Below are 16,953 nucleotides of genomic sequence, written 5' to 3'. Positions count from 1 at the left end.
GGTCGCTCTCCGGCCAGGGGGGGGCGCCGAAGGCTGGCCTTCAAAATGGCAGGGGAGACGATCCATGGAGCGCCTGATAGTTCTCATGCTTGCGCTGGCTGTTATGTTGCCTGCTGTTGTAAAAAGCTGTTTGAGTGCGCGTGGCGCGCCACGGACGGCTTTTTTTGATCCTGCGCCGCATAAAATAACCGTTCGTATCGATGGCGATGTCAGGCATCCCGGAATCTACTCCTTTTCCGCCAATATAATGACGAATAGCGCCATTGCCTTGGTGGAACCAGTTTGGCGGTGGGAGAACTCTGTTTTGAAAACAGGCGCATTGCCTGCGCTCACCAGTGGCAGTACCCTCCGTCTCAGCAGAAGTCAGAACAATTCCTTCGTGATTTCAGCGGGATCACTGTCGTCAACGGAGCGTGTTCTCCTCGGACTCCCCCTGGATATCAATGCCATGGATGGTGCTGATTTTGATCGTCTCCCCGGTATCGGCCCAGTTCTGGCCGCCAGGATCGTTGAGTTCCGTCAATTTAATGGCGGAAAAATGCGTCCGGATCAGTTGATATTCGTCAAGGGAATCGGTTTGAAAAAATACGATATTTTGAAAAAATACTTTAACTGACTGTAAAACAGATCATATTGGGGGCGGAAGACACGTTTTTGCGAGTACGGTTTGCTTTGTGGCACGCATATTGATAGTGAATAGGTAACTTGATGATTTTATTTACACACTATCACTCAGAGGGAGGGCCACACTATGAATTGTCCACGTTGCAAAGGTCGCATGTTTTCCGAGACATTCTACGATTTCGTCCGTTCCTTTGATGCCTGGAGATGTACCAGTTGCGGAGAAATGCTCGATTCCACCATCCTGGTGAACAGGGCTCGCAACAACAAGGCTCATCTGGGCTGATCTTAAGCGACATACGCGGTGCGACAGGGGAAACCTCCATGAGACGGGTTTCCCTTTTTTTGTTTGACAGGCCCATGCTGAAAGGTTATGGAACACGCTTCAATTTTATCGACACAGTTCGTGATTGCGACTGGCGGTTGGGGAGGTCTTCAACTGTTCAATCCGGTTTATGGAGGGAGTTCAGCATGGTGCGGAAAAACGGAAGGGACAGTCGGGCATTGCGGCCGGTTGCCATAACCAGAAACTTTACCAAGTATGCCGAGGGGGCGGTTCTGGTGGAGTTCGGTGATACCAGGGTGATCTGTACCGCCTCGGTTGAGGAATCGGTGCCCTCCTTTTTGCGCGGCAGGGGAACCGGGTGGGTGACCGCCGAGTATTCCATGCTGCCGCGGGCAACCCATACCCGTTCGTCCCGCGAAGCTTCCAAGGGAAAACAGAGCGGCCGCACGCTGGAAATCCAGCGCCTGATCGGCCGCTCGCTGCGGGCGGTCACCGATCTGGCGGCACTGGGTGAGCGGAGTGTCTATCTCGACTGCGATGTGCTCCAGGCCGATGGCGGCACCAGAACAGCTTCCATAACCGGCGCCTACGTGGCGCTGGCCGATGCCCTGGCAACACTGAAGCAGCGGGGGCTCTTGGAGCGGATCCCGCTCAGGGAGGCTGTTGCGGCGGTGAGCGTGGGTATCGTGGGGGGAGAGAGCCTGCTGGACCTGGATTACGACGAGGACTCCTCAGCCGAGGTGGACATGAATTTCGTCATGACTTCCAGTCAGCGTTTCGTCGAGGTGCAGGGGACCGCTGAGGTGGAGCCGTTCACCCTTGAGCAGATGGACGCCATGCGCAGTCTGGCCATGGACGGCATTCAGTGTCTGTTCGATCTTCAGCGGGAGGCGCTCAAGGGATGAAAGAACTGGTGGTGGCCACTCGCAATCGCGGAAAACTGAACGAGATACGGGCGTTCCTGTCGGGTGTCGTGGAACGGGTCAGTTGCGCTTCCGACTTCGAGGGGTTCCCCGAGACCGTGGAAGATGGCGCAACGTTTGAACAGAACGCCCTCAAGAAGGCTCGGGAGGCGATGCGCTTCACCGGGCTGCCTGCCCTGGCTGACGATTCCGGCCTGGTGGTGGATGCTCTTGACGGGCGTCCCGGCGTGCTCTCCGCCCGCTTCAGCGGCGAGGAGGGCGGTGACGGAGCCAACAACCGCAAACTGCTGGAAGAGATGGGCGGGATGCCTCCCCAGGGGAGAGGCGCCGCCTTTGTCTGCGCCCTGGCGTATGTGACACCTGATGGCGGGGAGCGGCTCTTCTTCGGCAGGGTCGGGGGGCGCATTCTGGAGCAGGAGCGGGGAGAGGGGGGCTTCGGTTACGACCCGCTCTTCCTGGTGGACGGGTTCCAGCGCACCATGGCGGAACTGGGCATGGAAGAGAAGAACGGCATCAGCCATCGTGGAGAGGCGCTGCGGGGGTTTCGGGAGTACCTGTGTGGCTGCCCGGGTTTCTGTGGCGCTGGAGAGGGACAGGAGTAAACGTCGATGAAAAGAGAGAAACAGAGTAGCGGTTCAAGGCGTAAGGGGGACGGAACGGTAGGTCCCGCGGGCGGCAAGCCGGGCGGAGAGCGCCCCCTCCGCGTCAGGCTGTCCCCTAGATCGACCGTCGAGGCACGGATCTCGGGGCTGGATGACGAGGGGTACGGCATCTCCTGCGCCGAGAACCATGGGCTCAGGATCGCCGGTGGTCTGCCGGGGGATACGGTTCAGGCTGTTATCGATCACGTGGCCCAGCGCATGGCCTTTGGCCACGTGAAGAAAATTCTCGTCGCCTCGCCCCTGCGCAGCAGGCGCCCCCCCTGCCGGGAGAGCGCCCACTGTCTCGGCTGCCCGCTGATCGCCATGAACTACTGTGACCAGGCGGAGTGGAAACGGCAATTCGTGCTCAGGCAGCTGGACGCCTATCGCGGGCTGGATGGGATAGAGCTTCACCCGCTCCTCTCGCCCAGGCGCCTGACCAATTATCGCACCACCGTCCGCCTGACCATCGCCGGCAAGTACGCCGAGCCGTACATAGGCATCTTCCGCCGTTCCTCCCACGACGTGGTCGACCTGTGCGATTGCCCGATCCATCATCACCTGGTCAACCGGGTGGTGGAGGTGGTCAGGCGCGGCATCTCCCGGCTCAAGGTGCCGGTGTACAGCCCCCGCAACAGGGTCGGTCTTTTGCGCTACCTGGTGGTGAGGGTCTCCGAGGCTGAACAGAAGGCCATGGTCGTGTTCGTCACCGCCCGACGCTCGTACAACGAGATTCATCACCTGGCCAGGTACGTGCGCGAGCAACTGCCCGAGGTGGAGGTTGTCGCCCAGAACGTCAACAGCTCCGAGGGAAACGTCATCATGGGGCCTGTGGATCACTTTCTCACGCCGAAACACCACCTCACCGAGCGCATCGGCGAGGTAAGCCTGATGATCTCTCCCCGCTCCTTCCTGCAGGTTAACCGCGACGGCGCCTGTCTGATCTACGAACGGGTGGCCGAATGGGCGCGGCTCACGGGACGGGAAACAGTGCTGGACCTCTACTGCGGTATCGGTGGCATCGCCCTGACCCTGGCGCGCCGTGCGCGCAGGGTGATCGGCGTGGAGGTGGTTGAGGCGGCCGTGGAGGACGCTCGCAGGAACGCCCGCATGAACGGCATCTCCAATTGCGTCTTCCAGGCGGGAGACGTGGCCGAGCAGCTTGAGGAGCTTGCTGAGGATGGCGAAGGGGTGGATGTGGTCGTGCTCAACCCACCCCGCAAAGGGTGTGACGAGCAAGTACTGCGGCAGGTGGCCGCTCTCGGGCCGCGCACGGTGCTCTATGTCTCCTGTTCCCCCCAAACCTTGGCCCGCGATCTCAACCTGCTGAAAAGCTTGGGATACGTCTGCGTGGAGGTTCAGCCGGTGGACATGTTTCCCCATACCATGCATGTGGAGAACGTTGCCCGACTGGAAAAAGTGATAAAAGCGCTTGACAATACGGAATGATTACTGATATTAACTCATTCGCTTTCGGTTACAGGCGCGTAGCTCAGGGGGAGAGCGCTACCTTGACACGGTAGAGGTCGGCGGTTCGAGACCGCCCGCGCCTACCATTACAGCAGCAGGAAGTGTCGGGGCATCGATCGGTTCGATGCCTTTTCTGTTTCAGGAGCCTGCACTACTCCGCTTTTCAGGCGGGACGCGCTGCTCCCGTGATTGTGTGCTTCGGACGTTAGTTGTGTCGTAACTGCCGGTGACGGCGAAAGGTTTTAAACTGGGTACTCCAATGTCATCTATTTCGATTGCACTGCCAGACGGTTCGAAGCGTGAGATTGCATCCGGTTCGACTATTGCTGATTTGGCTGCTTCCATCGGCGCCGGCCTTGCCAAGGCTGCCATTGCCGGGAAGCTGGACGGAGAACTGGTCGATCTTTCGACGGAGCTGAAGGACGATTCCCGGGTTGAGATCATCACCGAAAAGAGCCCGGAGGCGCTGACCGTCATCCGCCACTCCGCCGCCCATCTCATGGCCCAGGCGGTTAAGGAACTGTTCCCCCAGGCCAAGGTGACCATCGGTCCTGCCATCGAGAGCGGCTTCTACTACGATTTTGACATGGACGCCCCCTTCACTCCCGAAGACCTGGAGCGTATCGAAGCCAGGATGGCCGAACTGGCGGCTGCCAACCAGAAGATCGAGCGCAGAGTGCTCTCCAGCAGCGAGGCGGTCAGCCTGTTTTCGGGTATGGGTGAAAACTACAAGGTTGAGCTGATCAACGATCTGGCAGCAGAGACGGTTTCGGTTTACAGCCAGGGCGATTTCGCCGACCTCTGCCGCGGCCCCCATCTTCCCTCCACCTCGCGCATCAAGGCCTTCAAGCTGCTCTCCATCGCCGGCGCCTACTGGCGCGGCGACGAGAAGAACCGCATGCTGCAGCGCATCTACGGCACGGCCTTCGCGGACAAGAAGGAGCTGGAGGCGTACCTGCACCGCCTGGAGGAATCCAAACGTCGCGACCACCGCAGGCTGGGCAGAGAACTGGACCTGTTCTCCTTCTCCGACGAGGTGGGCGCCGGCCTGGTGATCTGGCACCCCAAGGGGGCCATGCTGCGCACAATCCTGGAGGATTTCGAGCGCCGCGAGCACCTGAAGCGCGGCTACGACATCGTCCTCGGCCCGCAGATACTGAAGAAGGAACTCTGGCAGCGTTCCGGCCATTACGAAAACTACCGCGAGAACATGTATTTCACCGAGGTTGACGAGCAGAGCTATGGCATCAAGCCGATGAACTGTCTCGCCCACATGATGATCTACAAGTCCCATCTGAGGAGTTACCGCGACCTGCCGCTGCGCTACTTCGAACTGGGCACGGTGCATCGCCATGAGCGCGCCGGCGTGCTGCACGGCCTTCTGCGCGTGCGTGGTTTTACCCAGGACGATGCCCATATTCTCTGCGCACCGGAGCAACTGGACGGTGAGATCAAGGGTGTGCTGAAATTCGTCAGCGACGTCATGGCCATCTTCGGCTTCGAGTACGAAATGGAGCTCTCCACCCGGCCGGAGAAATCCATCGGCGATGATGCTGCCTGGGAACTGGCCACCGAGGCGCTGCTCTCGGCTCTCAAGGATACGGGGCGCTCCTTTGAGATCAACGAGGGAGACGGCGCATTTTACGGCCCCAAGATCGATATCAAGCTGAAAGACGCGCTTGACAGGCGCTGGCAGTGTGCTACTATCCAGTGCGATTTTACCCTGCCGGAACGCTTTGACCTGCAGTACGTTGCGGCCGATGGCGAAAAAAAGCGCCCGGTCATGGTGCACAGGGTCGTCCTGGGCGCCATCGAACGCTTCATCGGTGTGCTGATCGAACACTACGCTGGCAACTTCCCGCTCTGGCTCTCGCCGGTTCAGGCCATGCTGGTCACCGTTACCGACAACCATATCCCCTATGCCCAGGGGGTACTGGAGCACCTCAGGGAAGCGGGTATCAGGGTCCAGGGTGATTTCCGCAATGAGAAACTGAGCTTCAAGATTCGCGAGGCTCAGCTCCAGAAGGTCCCCTACATGCTGGTGATCGGCGACAAGGAGATGGAGTCGGCTACGGTGACCCCGCGCTTCCGTGACGGCAAGAACCTGGTGGCCATGAAGCCCGAGGATTTTGTTGCCTTTGTCGTAGAGGAAACCAAGAACTTCAGATAGACGCCCGCGCCCGTTTCGCGGCGTCGGAACTGTTCCACCCAGGAGGTGCAGTCATAGCAAAACCGACCGTAAACATCAATAATGCCATCCGAGCAGCGGAAGTCAGGGTGATCGGCCCCGATAACGAACAGCTCGGTGTGATTTCCCTGTCAAAGGCACGTGAACTTGCCGAGCAGCAGCAACTGGACCTTGTTGAGGTGTCACCCACCGCGACTCCTCCGGTCTGCCGCATCATGGACTACGGCAAGTTCAAGTACCAGCAGAGCAAGAAGCAGCAGGAATCCCGAAAAAAGCAGGCCCATGTGGAGGTCAAGGAGATTAAGTTGCGTCCCAAGACCGATGACCACGACCTCATGTTCAAGGTCAAGCATGTGCGGCGTTTTCTGGAAGAGGGGAACAAAGCCAAGGTGACCCTGGTGTTTCGTGGCAGGGAGATCACCCACATGGACATCGGTCGAGCCGTGATTCAGCGCTTTGCCGCCGAACTGGAAGATATCGCCATTATCGAAACCCAGCCACGGGTCGATGGCCGCAATATGTACATGATCGTGGCCCCCAAGATCAAAAAATAACTCGATCGAGAGTTTGATTATTTAGTAGCAATTTAGAGAGGGAGAGCGAACATGCCGAAAATCAAGACGAACCGCGGCGCTGCCAAGCGCTTCAGAAAATCAGCATCCGGCCGTGTCAAGCGCGGTAATGCCTTTACCAGCCACATCCTGACCCACAAGACCCGTAAGAACAAACGCAACCTGCGTGGTACTTCCATGGTGTCCGATGTGGACCAGAAGAATATTTCACGTCTCATCCCGTACAAGTAAGCGGGACCACGCCAAGAACCACGAGGACAGTCTCCCCTTGTGGATCGGGCAAAATTCATGATCAAGGAGTAGAACATGGCACGTGTAAAAAGAGGTTTCAAAGCGAGACGCAGGCGCAACAAGGTACTCAAGCTTGCCAAGGGGTATCGTGGCGCCAGGAGCAAACTCTTCCGCAGCGCGACCGAGGCCGTTGACCGCGCGCTCAACTATGCATTTCGCGACCGTCGCGTAAAGAAACGCGATTTCCGCAGCCTGTGGATCACCCGTATCAACGCCGCGTCGCGGCTTAATGGGCTGTCCTACAGCAAGTTTATCTTCGGCCTGAAAAAGGCCAATGTGGAGATCGACCGCAAGGTGCTTGCCGATATCGCCGTCTCCGATCCCAAGGGATTCTCGGAAATCGCCGGGGTTGCCAGAGCCAGCATCTAGTTTGTGGTAGTGCTGTGCAGATCAATTCATTGGGGAATGGGACGAAATACTCCCATTCCCTTTTTTTAAGGGTAAACACCATGCGGGAACAGCTTGAACAATTGAGATGCGAAGCGTTTCAGGCCATCGCCGATGCTTCCACCGGAGAAGCGCTTCAGAACATCAGGATAAAGTACCTGGGGCGCAAGGGCGCCATGACCGCCCTCATGAAGGGCCTGGGCGCCCTGTCGGCCGAGGAACGTCCGGTTGTGGGCCAGATGGTCAACAGCATCAGGGACGAGATCGAATCCGGTATCGAGGCCGGCCTGTTCGCGGCGCGCGAACGCGCCCGGGACGAGAAGCTGCGCTCGGAACGCATCGACGTCACCCTTCCGGGACGTCGCCCGGGGTGCGGCAGCAAACACCCCATCACCCTGGTGATCGAGGAGGTCTGCGACATCTTCGCCGGCCTGGGTTTCTCCGTCGCCGAGGGGCCGGAGATCGAACACGACTGGTATAATTTCGAGGCGCTTAACTTTCCGCCCGAACACCCGGCCAGGGACATGCAGGATACCTTCTTCGTGGACAACAACCTGCTGTTGCGCACCCACACCTCTCCGGTGCAGATCCGTACCATGCTGAAACGCAAGCCGCCTCTGCGCATTATCGCGCCCGGAACGGTGTACCGCTGCGACTCCGACGCCACCCATTCGCCCATGTTTCACCAGATCGAGGGGCTGATGGTGGATCAGGGGGTCAGTTTTGGTGACCTGAAGGGTATCCTGACCATCTTTACCAACCAGCTCTTCGGCCAGAAGACCGGCGTGCGGCTGCGACCCAGCTTCTTTCCCTTTACCGAGCCGTCGGCCGAGGTGGACATCGCCTGCGTCATCTGTGGCGGCAAGGGATGTCGGGTCTGCAAGAACAGCGGCTGGCTGGAGATCCTTGGCGCCGGCATGGTCGACCCCGAGGTCTACCGCCACGTGGGCTACGATGCCGAGGCTGTGTCCGGTTTTGCCTTTGGCATGGGCATCGAGCGCATCGCCATGCTGAAATACGGAATCAGCGACATGCGCCTGCTCTTCGAGAACGACGTGCGGTTCCTGCGCCAGTTCTAAAGCCTCGTCAACCCCGCGCGTGATCCGTCATGTGCGAATATAAACAACTACTTCTCGGTGCTACTCATATGAATGTTACCTATAACTGGCTCAAGGAATTCGTCGACTTTGATCTCACTCCCGAACAGCTGGCTGATATGCTGACCATGCTTGGCCTGGAAGTGGAGGGAATGAACACACTCGGTTCCGGCATGGACGATGTCGTAGTGGCTCGCGTGGAGTCGCGTGAACAGCATCCCAACGCGGACAAGCTCTCCCTCTGCAAGGTGAACAGCGGATCGGAACTGCTGGACGTCGTCTGCGGCGCGCAGAACTTCGCGGCCGGGGACACGGTGGCCCTAGCGCGCATCGGCGCCGTGCTGCCGGGCGAGTTCAAGATAAAGAAATCAAAGATTCGCGGCCAGGAGTCCTTTGGCATGCTCTGCTCGGAAAAGGAGTTGGGGTTGGCCGAGGAGAGCAGCGGCATCATGATCCTCCCCCCCTCCCTTGAGCTGGGACAGCCGCTCTTCCAGGCCTTGGGGCTGAAGGATACGCTCTATGAGATCGGTCTGACCCCCAACCGTGCCGACTGTCTGAGTGCCATCGGCATTGCCCGTGAGATCGCCGCTAAGCTGGGTACCACACTCACCACCCCGTCGGTCGCCATCGACGAGGGCGATGACTCGGTGGAGAACAGGATTAGCGTAACCGTGGAAGATGGCGACCTCTGTCCGCGCTATGCCGCCCGCCACATCTCCGGCTGCCGCATCGCCCCCTCGCCGGATTGGCTGGTCAAGCGCCTCAGCGCTGTCGGAATCCGCTCAATTAACAACGTGGTGGATGTGACCAATCTGGTGATGATGGAGTTGGGCCAGCCGCTGCATGCCTTCGACTGCGACCAGTTGGCCGGCCAGCGCATCGTTGTTCGCCGCGCCGCCCAAGGAGAGCTATTCACCACCCTGGACGGCCAGGAACGCACGCTCACCTGCAACGATCTGGTCATCTGCGATGCCGAGCGCCCCGTGGCGCTGGCCGGGGTCATGGGGGGGCTTAATTCCGAAATATCTCCTGAAACCACCACGGTGCTGCTGGAGAGCGCCTGCTTCAAGCCGGCTTCCATCCGCACCACCAGTAAACGCCTTGGCCTGCACACGGAATCGTCCCACCGCTTCGAGCGCGGCATAGACGTCGAAGGGGTCTCCTTCGCCCTTGACCGTGCTGCCTCACTGATCGCCTGTTTGGCCGGCGGCACCGTTTCAAAGGGGGCACTGGACGTCTATCCCGGAAGGGTCGAACCGGTGGCCATAACCCTGCGCCCTGAGCGGGCAAACGCCCTGATCGGGATTTCGCTCCCCACCGAGGAGATCGTCCGCATCCTCACTAACCTGCGTTTTTCGGTGCGGACTCTGGCCGACGGAAACCTGGAAGTGCTGGCACCCAGCTACCGGGTGGACATCGAGCGCGAGATCGACCTGGTGGAGGAGATCGCCCGGCTGAACGGCTTTGACCGCATACCAACCAGCATGCCCCTGGCCCGGGTCGGTTCCGACCGCCCCACGCTCCATCAGAGCCTGCAGCGCAGCGTGCGCGACGCCCTGGTGTCCCTCGGCCTGCATGAGATCATCAACTACAGCTTCACCGACCCTGGCGCTGCCGACCGGCTGCTGCTTTCTGCCGATGATCCCCGTCGCACGGTCATCAGTCTGGCCAATCCGCTGGTGGAGGAACAGTCGGTTATGCGCACCACCCTGCTCCCCGGTCTTCTGGAGACGGTCAGTCGCAACAGCAAGTTCCGCTCGCTGGACCTGCGCTTCTTCGAGATGCGCCGGGTCTATCTGCCCCGGGCCGGCGAGGAGATGCCCCAGGAGCCGATCCGCATCGCCGCTGCTCTGACCGGCTCCCGGGAACGGGAGGGATGGTGCCATGGGGCGGAAGCGGTGGATTTCTACGACGCCAAGGGGATCGTGGAAAACATCCTGGAACTGCTCCACATCGAGGGGGCCAAGTGGGTTGCCGATACCCCCGAGCCGTACTTTCACCCCGGTAAGTCCTGCAGCATCGTGGTCGGCAGGGAGCGCATCGGCGCCCTGGGAGAGATTCATCCCGCCGTACAGGAGGCCTTTGACCTGGACAGGCCGATCTACTGTTTTGAGCTGGATTTTGAAAAGCTGGTTAGTTGCTGCCGCGGGAAGGCCGCCATTACCGTGCCGTCACGCTTCCCCGACAGCACGCGTGACATGGCCCTGCTGGTTCCCGAAGAGGTCCCGGCGGATCGGATCATCGACTGCGTCAAGGGAGTCAAGGCAAGGGAGATCGAGCAGGTGGAGATATTCGACGTCTATCGTGGCAGCGGTATTCCCGATGGGTTCAAGAGCATCGCCATTCGCATCCGTTATCGCTCCTTCGAGCGGACCCTGCTGGATGAGGAGATCGCAGCCATCCATGCCAAGGTACGCGACAGTCTCGTTAATAAGGTAAACGTATCAATAAGATAAAAACTGTTGCGAAATACATTTGCTCATGCTATATAGGTTTTCCTTTTAGCAGCTTACGAAAGAAACCAGATTGAGGTTGTCATGACCAAAGCCGACATCGTCGAAAGAATTCACCAAAAAATAGGTTTCTCGAAAAAAGAGTCTGCCGAAATGGTGGAAACGGTTTTCAGCATCATCAAAAGCACGCTGGAAACGGGCGAAAAAATCAAGATTGCCGGTTTCGGTAATTTTGTTGTCAAGCAGAAGGCTGACCGCAGGGGACGCAACCCGCAGACTGGTGAAACCATAACCATCGCAGCACGCCGCATTTTGACGTTCAAGCCAAGCCAAGTGCTGAAGAATGCCATCAACGTAGAAAACGCCGAGAGTGCCTAGCGGACGGCGGCATGAATGAAGACTTCTCCGACAAGCTGTATTACAAGATCGGTGAAGTGGCCCAACTAGTGGGAGTCAAGGCCTCGGTGCTCCGTTTCTGGGAGAGCGAGTTCGAGTTTCTCAGGCCTGAAAAGAGCAGTACCGGCCAGAGGCTCTATACGAAGAAGGAAGTCACCCTCTTGCAGGAGGTGAAACGCCTCCTCTACACGGAAAAATTCACCATCGAGGGTGTCCGGAAAAGAATTAATCGCCATGGGAAGATCCGTGGCGAAGCGGTATCCCACCAGGATTCAGAAACCGGTTATTACGGGCTTCTGAAGGATATCAAAGCAGAACTGCTGGTGCTTAAGTGCCAGTTGCAAAAGGGTTTCGGTGCGTAGCGCAGCCTGGTAGCGCACTAGACTGGGGGTCTAGTGGTCGCTGGTTCGAATCCAGTCGCACCGACCAATAAATAGTCCGGTATCATCCGGACAAGTACAGAAGGCCTTGAGAAATCAAGGCCTTTTCTTTTTGTATTGTCCAGTGAAATTCACTTAGATATACTCAAATCCAATTACTTTCGGTATATGTGGGTTGGGTATATATACCGATACCGAAACCCGTATACCGAAAAGGAGGAAAATCCCATGCCTAAAAGGATTGCGCCGCTTTCGGATCTGCAGGTTCGTAATGCGAAACCGAAAGAAAAGCAGGTCACACTTTTTGACGGTGGTGGACTGTATCTTCTGATTACACCTACCGGCGGAAAACTCTGGAGATTAAAATATAGTCTGTTCGGAAAGGAAAAGTTGCTTGCGCTTGGGACCTACCCAGAGATTTCCCTTGCTGATGCTCGTCAGAGGCGTGAGGACGCTCGTAAACAAGTTGCGAATGGTATTGACCCTGGTGAAGTGAAAAAAGCCCAAAAAGTGTCATCTGGCGAAGGCGATGAAAATAGCTTTGAAGTTATTGCCCGAGAATGGCACGGCAAGTTTTTATTGAACAAGTCCGAGAGTTACCGCGACAAGATGCTGTCGAATTTCGAGCGTGATGTCTTTCCGTGGATAGGTAGGGTTGCTGTAAAGAATTTGAAAGCCCCAGAACTGCTTTCAGCATTACGTCGTATTGAAGGCCGTGGCGCACTGGAAACGGCACACAGGACCCGCTCTGCTTGTAGTCAGGTGCTTCGGTACGCTGTCGCCACCGGAAGGGCTGAGAGGGATTGTGCTTCAGATTTGATCGGCGCTTTGCCACCATACAAAAAAGGGCATCGTGCAGCACTTACCGATCCGAAAGAAGTTGCACCACTTCTGAGGGCTATTGATGATTATCAAGGGACCTTTCCGGTAAAATGCGCTTTGAAGCTTGCTCCGCTTCTTTTCGTCCGTCCTGGCGAACTCCGTAAAGCTGAGTGGTCAGAGGTTGATTTTAAGGCCACTGAGTGGAGGATTCCCGGTGATAAGATGAAGATGAAAAACGATCATATTGTGCCATTGGCTTCTCAGGCTGTTGAAATACTGAAAGAGCTTTATCCGTTAACGGGTCATTCCAAATTTCTTTTTCCTTCCCCTCGCTCACCGCTTCGCCCCATGAGTGATAATGCAATTCTTTCAGCACTAAGGCGTATGGGCTTTGAGAAGGATGAGATGAGCGGCCACGGTTTTAGGGCTATGGCCCGGACAATACTTGATGAAGTACTGCATGTAAGGCCTGACTTTATCGAGCACCAGTTAGCCCACGCGGTTAGAGATCCCAATGGCAGAGCATATAATAGAACGGCACATCTAGCGGAACGAAAGAAGATGATGCAGGCATGGGCAGATTATCTGGATGATTTAAAGACCAGGAATGGCATCTAATTACATAAAGGCGAACTTCTTAAATTTTATTGTGTTGGAAGGGTAGGCTGAAAAAGAAAATTGCTGTTGATTTTTCTTCCGAAATGATCTAATAACATATTCGTAGTTTAAATCTGTCAACGCACAGCTTCGGCACGGCAACGGCAATTAAGAGTTTACCACCTTGATTGTCAGTTTAAGTTCCTAGCAATACTAAACGGCAATCGGGTTCTCCTGATTGCCGTTTTTTTTGGTCGAACCACCGCACAGACAACCGAAAAAGGGGGAAGTAATATGGAACTCCGGTTGTTGCGCTTAAAACAGGTTTTAGAGATTATTCCGGTTTCGAGGAGTACTTGGTTAGATTGGGTTGCCCATTCAAGAGCCCCGGCGCCAATCAAATTGGGTAGATGTAGTTGCTGGAGATATTCAGAAATAGCTGAATTTATTGCTAAATGTGAGGGGTAAAAATGTGCAAACATTAGAAACTACCAGAATACTACGAACTCGGAGGTTATTAAATGAATCCATATGTTGATAGATTTTTTGACTGCATGAACAAACTTGGTGATTCGCCAGCAAAAAAAGATATTTTCAAAAATGGGCAATTGCAAAGTTATGATGTGAACGGGGAACGTCGTTGGTATATCCTCGATATAGAAGAGCCGGCAGTTGGGCTTTACGGCAGCTATGATGGTAGCGTCTACAGAAGATGGGCACCCAAAAGAAAAGATGACCAGGAAGAGGCTATTTACAAAAAAAAGTTAAAAGAAATGAAGGACCAAATAAAGGAGGCATTAGCTAGTGCCCAGATTAGTAACACAAACATTGCCCCTGAAACAATAGACCTGACAGATGTTGGACTGACCGATGAATTCTCTGTAAACAACGTAGACAGCGATATTACGCGTCTTGCCACTATGCCACCCCTTGACTATGAACATGTTAGAAAAGATGAAGCCTCACGGTTGAATGTTCGGATGAGTATTCTCGATAAAGAGGTTGCGAAACAAAGGAAGTTTATTAACAAGGCCAAGTTCCTTGGTCCGCGGTTGTTAAATGATATTTACCACATTTTTAAAGGCAGTTATGAGGATCGAATCCGCTCCGAGGATTTAATCAACTCACTTTGCGTGCGCAACAAATTGTGGGCCACCTACAACCAAGGCGAACAGATCAATTTTAAACAGATTTCTGACATCCTGAAATTGTATGGCATTCAAAGTAAGGAAATTCGGTTCGGCGACAAGACATACAAAGGGTATACACGAGAGTTATTTGCCGACGCATTTTCCTCGCCATGTCATTCCGAAATAAAACAAGAGAAATCTTAGGCGATCAGTTGTGCTTTATTATTTCCTACCCGCAGCTGAATTTTTCAGCTGCGGGTAGGAAATACACGCACACATTTAAAAAGCAAACCTACCATCATTACGACTCAATACAACCAACTATTCCGATTGATTTTGGGTACCCTGAACCTTCCACTTGCATCAATTACCGTGGGCAGATCTACGATGACGTCTACAGTGGCCTACTACTAGCTCAAAAATACGAGGATAATAGCAAGTTTAATACACTATTTCCATACGTTCTCATTTCTAATCTTTTCTTCTTTTTCTGCTTGTTCAGCTTTAGCTTTATTGACATAAAATCCGTTTGGCCTAACATAGCTTTTTAGAGAACTCATATCATCACTTATTGCACATAATTTTTCACATGCGTCACCTCTATATTGTATTTGAAATGTATGACGGTCAGTAGTTATCTTCAGCGAACAATTTTTATCTTTTGCAATGATGGTAAAATCAACATCTGTATCACTATGGTAATCTGTTTGTATTTCAGCATTATTATCAATAAAACGACATACCTCTTCACCACCCATCAAAGATTTGAAAAGTATGCTTGCTGTATTATTATTTACTGTTTTAATGTCAATGCTTTTAAATATTATAAAGTCAGGATGACTTGGGTGACCATCATAATACTTACCTTCGCTGGAAAATGTACCATTTATTGCACGCCTGGCTTCTTCTATAGCTGAAATCTTACTTAAACGTGCCTTTTCATTTCTATTCGCAATGGCCTCAGCACTTATTCTCGCGTTTTCAACCCTTTCATTTTCTTTTTTTTCAACTTCAAGCCTTTGTTTTTCTTTGAGAACTTTATCTGCTTTAGTTTCATTGCGTGGAACATTGCAAATTGCTACTAAAAAAGATTGTGGATCAATGGTCTTTCCATTCACAGTGACACTAAATGAAGACATTTCACCATAATAGTTGAGAAGATGCTCGAATCTAATATGTAGTTTTGAACCCTGGTTCATTATTGCGTCGAGAGAATAAATATTTTTGTGCTTATATATGTTACCGACTTTTGGGTGAGATCCATCTGCGAGTTTAATATTCTTCAATATATCAACAAACTCCTCTATAGTAATTGTTCCGATACTTGCCGGATTACCGATTGAAGAGTGCATAAAGTCTGTAGCTTGAACATTATTAATAAATATAATGTTAATTGATAATGCGACTAAAAGCATAGAAAATAGTGTCAAAATATTAGGTGCTGGTTTAGACATACATCCTCCGAATAGTTTTTTTTCATAATGCACGATGCAGGCAAATAACTTGTTGAAAAAATGAATATTTTGCAGCCTAAACTCCCTCAGATCTCGAAACAACAAGCTTTTCTAGTATGGAGTTTTTCATTCTTACAGTAATTACTCACGGTAACGAATCAAGCAATTATCCTGTTTAAAATTTCCACTGCCAGTTGTTGGCATCGTTAACAATATTGCTGGTTTTCACACACTGGAGTGCTATTGTCAACTGAGGACATTCAATCGCGCCAATTTGGAAATTTAACCTTGTCCAGTTTCTGCAATAAAGAAAAATATAAGTGTTATACATTGATGTTGTAGAGATGATTTTAACTGGAACTTCAACATATTAGCTTGAATTTCTGACTTCCATCGTGCAACGCTCTACGAAGTTAAAATACATATGTTTAATCACTGCTGAGTTTCCCGAACGAGACGCTCGAAGATCCATGTCAAGGGTAGCAAATCACCATAATATTGATTGGTTATCTGACAACCCATCCTTGCAGATGAATTTGACCCGATCAATATTCCCATCCCAAATACATTTAAAGCAGTATGCTATTGCTCCACTGTCTCTGTACCTCTGAATATCAATGCACCCGGGATTAAAAACTGGCCTCCCATTGTCGTCTTTAACTTGTTTTGCAGCTGTATGGAAAATTTCAGTATGAGAATCAAAGTTATCCCATTCATTGAACTTTGAATGGCATTTTATAAGAAGATGAATGTGGATACGATCACCAAAATCTTTATTCGGATGATCTTCAAGAAAAGCAAATCCTTGAATATATTTATTCTGTGGTCTGTACTTAACATTGAAAATTTCTTTGTTGTGATAGTGGATATAATCACCGGTAAATTTGCATATTGAATTAAAACCTACGTTCCTAGCGAAGGTCAACGTAATGAAATAAAAATATGGACCCTGATCTAGGACCAGTTGCTTGTACGCATTTGTTAATATGTTATGCCTATTATACTTAAAAAAATCAGCAGGTATACACTGTTGTAATGGTTTGAGACGACTGAAACCACATTTAGGCAATTCTGATTCTACATCTATTGATTTACTACATTCTTGATTATTCATATGTTCTCCCATTCACATATTTATGTATTATTTGTGTTGCGTGTAAAAGTAGATATGCTATAGTGTATTTATTATACTAGTATGTTATACCTATATATCTATTTATAGTATTATATTTGTATATATTAATA

Annotated in this window: 18 protein-coding genes and 2 tRNA genes; 18 read left to right on the top strand and 2 right to left on the bottom strand. The window is 52.9% G+C overall.

The genetic code is table 11. The annotated features are described in order from the left end of the window. The first annotated feature begins 64 nt into the window (after window positions 1–64). From PPRO_RS19555 to PPRO_RS11380, 18 genes are all read left to right on the top strand, one after another. A complete protein-coding gene (locus PPRO_RS19555; RefSeq protein ID WP_049759705.1) occupies window positions 65–616 on the top strand; it encodes a ComEA family DNA-binding protein in 552 nt (183 codons plus the stop codon). Window positions 617–751: 135 nt separating this feature from the next. After that, window positions 752–907 carry a hypothetical protein gene (locus PPRO_RS20585; RefSeq protein ID WP_086003635.1) on the top strand — a complete coding sequence of 52 codons (156 nt, stop codon included), beginning with the start codon at window positions 752–754 and terminating at the stop codon, window positions 905–907. 185 nt (window positions 908–1,092) lie between these two features. Continuing rightward, window positions 1,093–1,812 carry a ribonuclease PH gene (gene rph / locus PPRO_RS11450; protein WP_011736174.1) on the top strand — a complete coding sequence of 240 codons (720 nt, stop codon included), beginning with the start codon at window positions 1,093–1,095 and terminating at the stop codon, window positions 1,810–1,812. Next, complete coding sequence (locus PPRO_RS11445; RefSeq protein WP_011736173.1) at window positions 1,809–2,432, top strand: XTP/dITP diphosphatase; 624 nt, start codon at window positions 1,809–1,811, stop codon at window positions 2,430–2,432. The genes rph and PPRO_RS11445 overlap by 4 nt, the downstream gene beginning before the upstream one ends. Before the next feature lie 6 nt (window positions 2,433–2,438). Continuing rightward, the gene (rlmD, locus tag PPRO_RS11440; protein ID WP_011736172.1) at window positions 2,439–3,920 is read left to right on the top strand and encodes a 23S rRNA (uracil(1939)-C(5))-methyltransferase RlmD; all 1,482 of its coding nucleotides are present in this window, start codon (window positions 2,439–2,441) and stop codon (window positions 3,918–3,920) included. A gap of 32 nt (window positions 3,921–3,952) precedes the next feature. After that, a tRNA-Val gene (locus tag PPRO_RS11435) sits at window positions 3,953–4,027 on the top strand. Window positions 4,028–4,200: 173 nt separating this feature from the next. Continuing rightward, window positions 4,201–6,111, top strand: a complete 1,911-nt coding sequence (gene thrS / locus PPRO_RS11430) for a threonine--tRNA ligase (RefSeq protein ID WP_011736171.1) — start codon at window positions 4,201–4,203, stop codon at window positions 6,109–6,111. A 53-nt stretch (window positions 6,112–6,164) separates the two neighbouring features. Continuing rightward, window positions 6,165–6,683 (top strand): translation initiation factor IF-3, encoded by a 519-nt coding sequence (gene infC, locus PPRO_RS11425; protein ID WP_041532288.1) that lies wholly within the window; start codon window positions 6,165–6,167, stop codon window positions 6,681–6,683. 51 nt (window positions 6,684–6,734) lie between these two features. After that, complete coding sequence (gene rpmI / locus PPRO_RS11420; RefSeq protein ID WP_011736169.1) at window positions 6,735–6,932, top strand: 50S ribosomal protein L35; 198 nt, start codon at window positions 6,735–6,737, stop codon at window positions 6,930–6,932. Between the two features lie 75 nt (window positions 6,933–7,007). Further along, window positions 7,008–7,361, top strand: coding sequence for a 50S ribosomal protein L20 (rplT, locus tag PPRO_RS11415; protein WP_011736168.1), 354 nt, complete (start codon window positions 7,008–7,010; stop codon window positions 7,359–7,361). Between the two features lie 80 nt (window positions 7,362–7,441). Continuing rightward, on the top strand, window positions 7,442–8,458 hold the full coding sequence (pheS, locus tag PPRO_RS11410) for a phenylalanine--tRNA ligase subunit alpha (RefSeq protein WP_011736167.1): 1,017 nt from the start codon (window positions 7,442–7,444) through the stop codon (window positions 8,456–8,458). Window positions 8,459–8,526: 68 nt separating this feature from the next. Continuing rightward, window positions 8,527–10,932, top strand: coding sequence for a phenylalanine--tRNA ligase subunit beta (gene pheT, locus PPRO_RS11405; RefSeq protein ID WP_041532287.1), 2,406 nt, complete (start codon window positions 8,527–8,529; stop codon window positions 10,930–10,932). An 81-nt stretch (window positions 10,933–11,013) separates the two neighbouring features. Continuing rightward, window positions 11,014–11,307, top strand: a complete 294-nt coding sequence (locus PPRO_RS11400; protein WP_011736165.1) for an integration host factor subunit alpha — start codon at window positions 11,014–11,016, stop codon at window positions 11,305–11,307. 11 nt (window positions 11,308–11,318) lie between these two features. After that, a complete protein-coding gene (locus PPRO_RS19550; RefSeq protein WP_011736164.1) occupies window positions 11,319–11,687 on the top strand; it encodes a MerR family transcriptional regulator in 369 nt (122 codons plus the stop codon). Continuing rightward, window positions 11,678–11,754: transfer RNA gene (locus PPRO_RS11390), tRNA-Pro, on the top strand. The genes PPRO_RS19550 and PPRO_RS11390 overlap by 10 nt, the downstream gene beginning before the upstream one ends. 179 nt (window positions 11,755–11,933) lie before the next feature. Next, window positions 11,934–13,145: a tyrosine-type recombinase/integrase gene (locus tag PPRO_RS11385; RefSeq protein WP_011736163.1), complete on the top strand. Its 1,212-nt coding sequence runs from the start codon at window positions 11,934–11,936 to the stop codon at window positions 13,143–13,145. A gap of 273 nt (window positions 13,146–13,418) precedes the next feature. Next, the gene (locus PPRO_RS21875; RefSeq protein ID WP_083761236.1) at window positions 13,419–13,592 is read left to right on the top strand and encodes a helix-turn-helix transcriptional regulator; all 174 of its coding nucleotides are present in this window, start codon (window positions 13,419–13,421) and stop codon (window positions 13,590–13,592) included. Window positions 13,593–13,645: 53 nt separating this feature from the next. Further along, complete coding sequence (locus PPRO_RS11380) at window positions 13,646–14,458, top strand: DUF3631 domain-containing protein (RefSeq protein ID WP_011736161.1); 813 nt, start codon at window positions 13,646–13,648, stop codon at window positions 14,456–14,458. Window positions 14,459–14,703: 245 nt separating this feature from the next. Here the strand turns inward: PPRO_RS11380 and PPRO_RS20935 are convergent, their stop codons facing one another. Then, window positions 14,704–15,708, bottom strand: coding sequence for a hypothetical protein (locus PPRO_RS20935; protein ID WP_157039997.1), 1,005 nt, complete (start codon window positions 15,706–15,708; stop codon window positions 14,704–14,706). A gap of 487 nt (window positions 15,709–16,195) precedes the next feature. Further along, a complete protein-coding gene (locus tag PPRO_RS20930; RefSeq protein WP_157039996.1) occupies window positions 16,196–16,822 on the bottom strand; it encodes a hypothetical protein in 627 nt (208 codons plus the stop codon). Window positions 16,823–16,953 lie beyond the last annotated feature (131 nt).

Origin of the sequence: Pelobacter propionicus DSM 2379, assembly GCF_000015045.1 — a bacterium.
In the GTDB taxonomy this organism is placed as follows: Bacteria; Desulfobacterota; Desulfuromonadia; order Geobacterales; family Pseudopelobacteraceae; genus Pseudopelobacter; species Pseudopelobacter propionicus.
This window is presented reverse-complemented; position numbering and strand designations above follow the sequence as displayed.

Coding starts and splice junctions, on each gene's coding strand:
- PPRO_RS20585 (WP_086003635.1), top strand. CDS start 752: ATGAATTGTCCACGTTGCAAAGGTCGCATGTTTTCCGAGACATTCTAC.
- pheT (WP_041532287.1), top strand. CDS start 8,527: ATGAATGTTACCTATAACTGGCTCAAGGAATTCGTCGACTTTGATCTC.
- rpmI (WP_011736169.1), top strand. CDS start 6,735: ATGCCGAAAATCAAGACGAACCGCGGCGCTGCCAAGCGCTTCAGAAAA.
- PPRO_RS11380 (WP_011736161.1), top strand. CDS start 13,646: ATGAATCCATATGTTGATAGATTTTTTGACTGCATGAACAAACTTGGT.
- rplT (WP_011736168.1), top strand. CDS start 7,008: ATGGCACGTGTAAAAAGAGGTTTCAAAGCGAGACGCAGGCGCAACAAG.
- thrS (WP_011736171.1), top strand. CDS start 4,201: ATGTCATCTATTTCGATTGCACTGCCAGACGGTTCGAAGCGTGAGATT.
- PPRO_RS11400 (WP_011736165.1), top strand. CDS start 11,014: ATGACCAAAGCCGACATCGTCGAAAGAATTCACCAAAAAATAGGTTTC.
- PPRO_RS19550 (WP_011736164.1), top strand. CDS start 11,319: ATGAATGAAGACTTCTCCGACAAGCTGTATTACAAGATCGGTGAAGTG.
- PPRO_RS21875 (WP_083761236.1), top strand. CDS start 13,419: ATGGAACTCCGGTTGTTGCGCTTAAAACAGGTTTTAGAGATTATTCCG.
- PPRO_RS11385 (WP_011736163.1), top strand. CDS start 11,934: ATGCCTAAAAGGATTGCGCCGCTTTCGGATCTGCAGGTTCGTAATGCG.
- rph (WP_011736174.1), top strand. CDS start 1,093: ATGGTGCGGAAAAACGGAAGGGACAGTCGGGCATTGCGGCCGGTTGCC.
- PPRO_RS11445 (WP_011736173.1), top strand. CDS start 1,809: ATGAAAGAACTGGTGGTGGCCACTCGCAATCGCGGAAAACTGAACGAG.
- rlmD (WP_011736172.1), top strand. CDS start 2,439: ATGAAAAGAGAGAAACAGAGTAGCGGTTCAAGGCGTAAGGGGGACGGA.
- pheS (WP_011736167.1), top strand. CDS start 7,442: ATGCGGGAACAGCTTGAACAATTGAGATGCGAAGCGTTTCAGGCCATC.
- PPRO_RS19555 (WP_049759705.1), top strand. CDS start 65: ATGGAGCGCCTGATAGTTCTCATGCTTGCGCTGGCTGTTATGTTGCCT.
- PPRO_RS20930 (WP_157039996.1), bottom strand. CDS start 16,822: ATGAATAATCAAGAATGTAGTAAATCAATAGATGTAGAATCAGAATTG.
- PPRO_RS20935 (WP_157039997.1), bottom strand. CDS start 15,708: ATGTCTAAACCAGCACCTAATATTTTGACACTATTTTCTATGCTTTTA.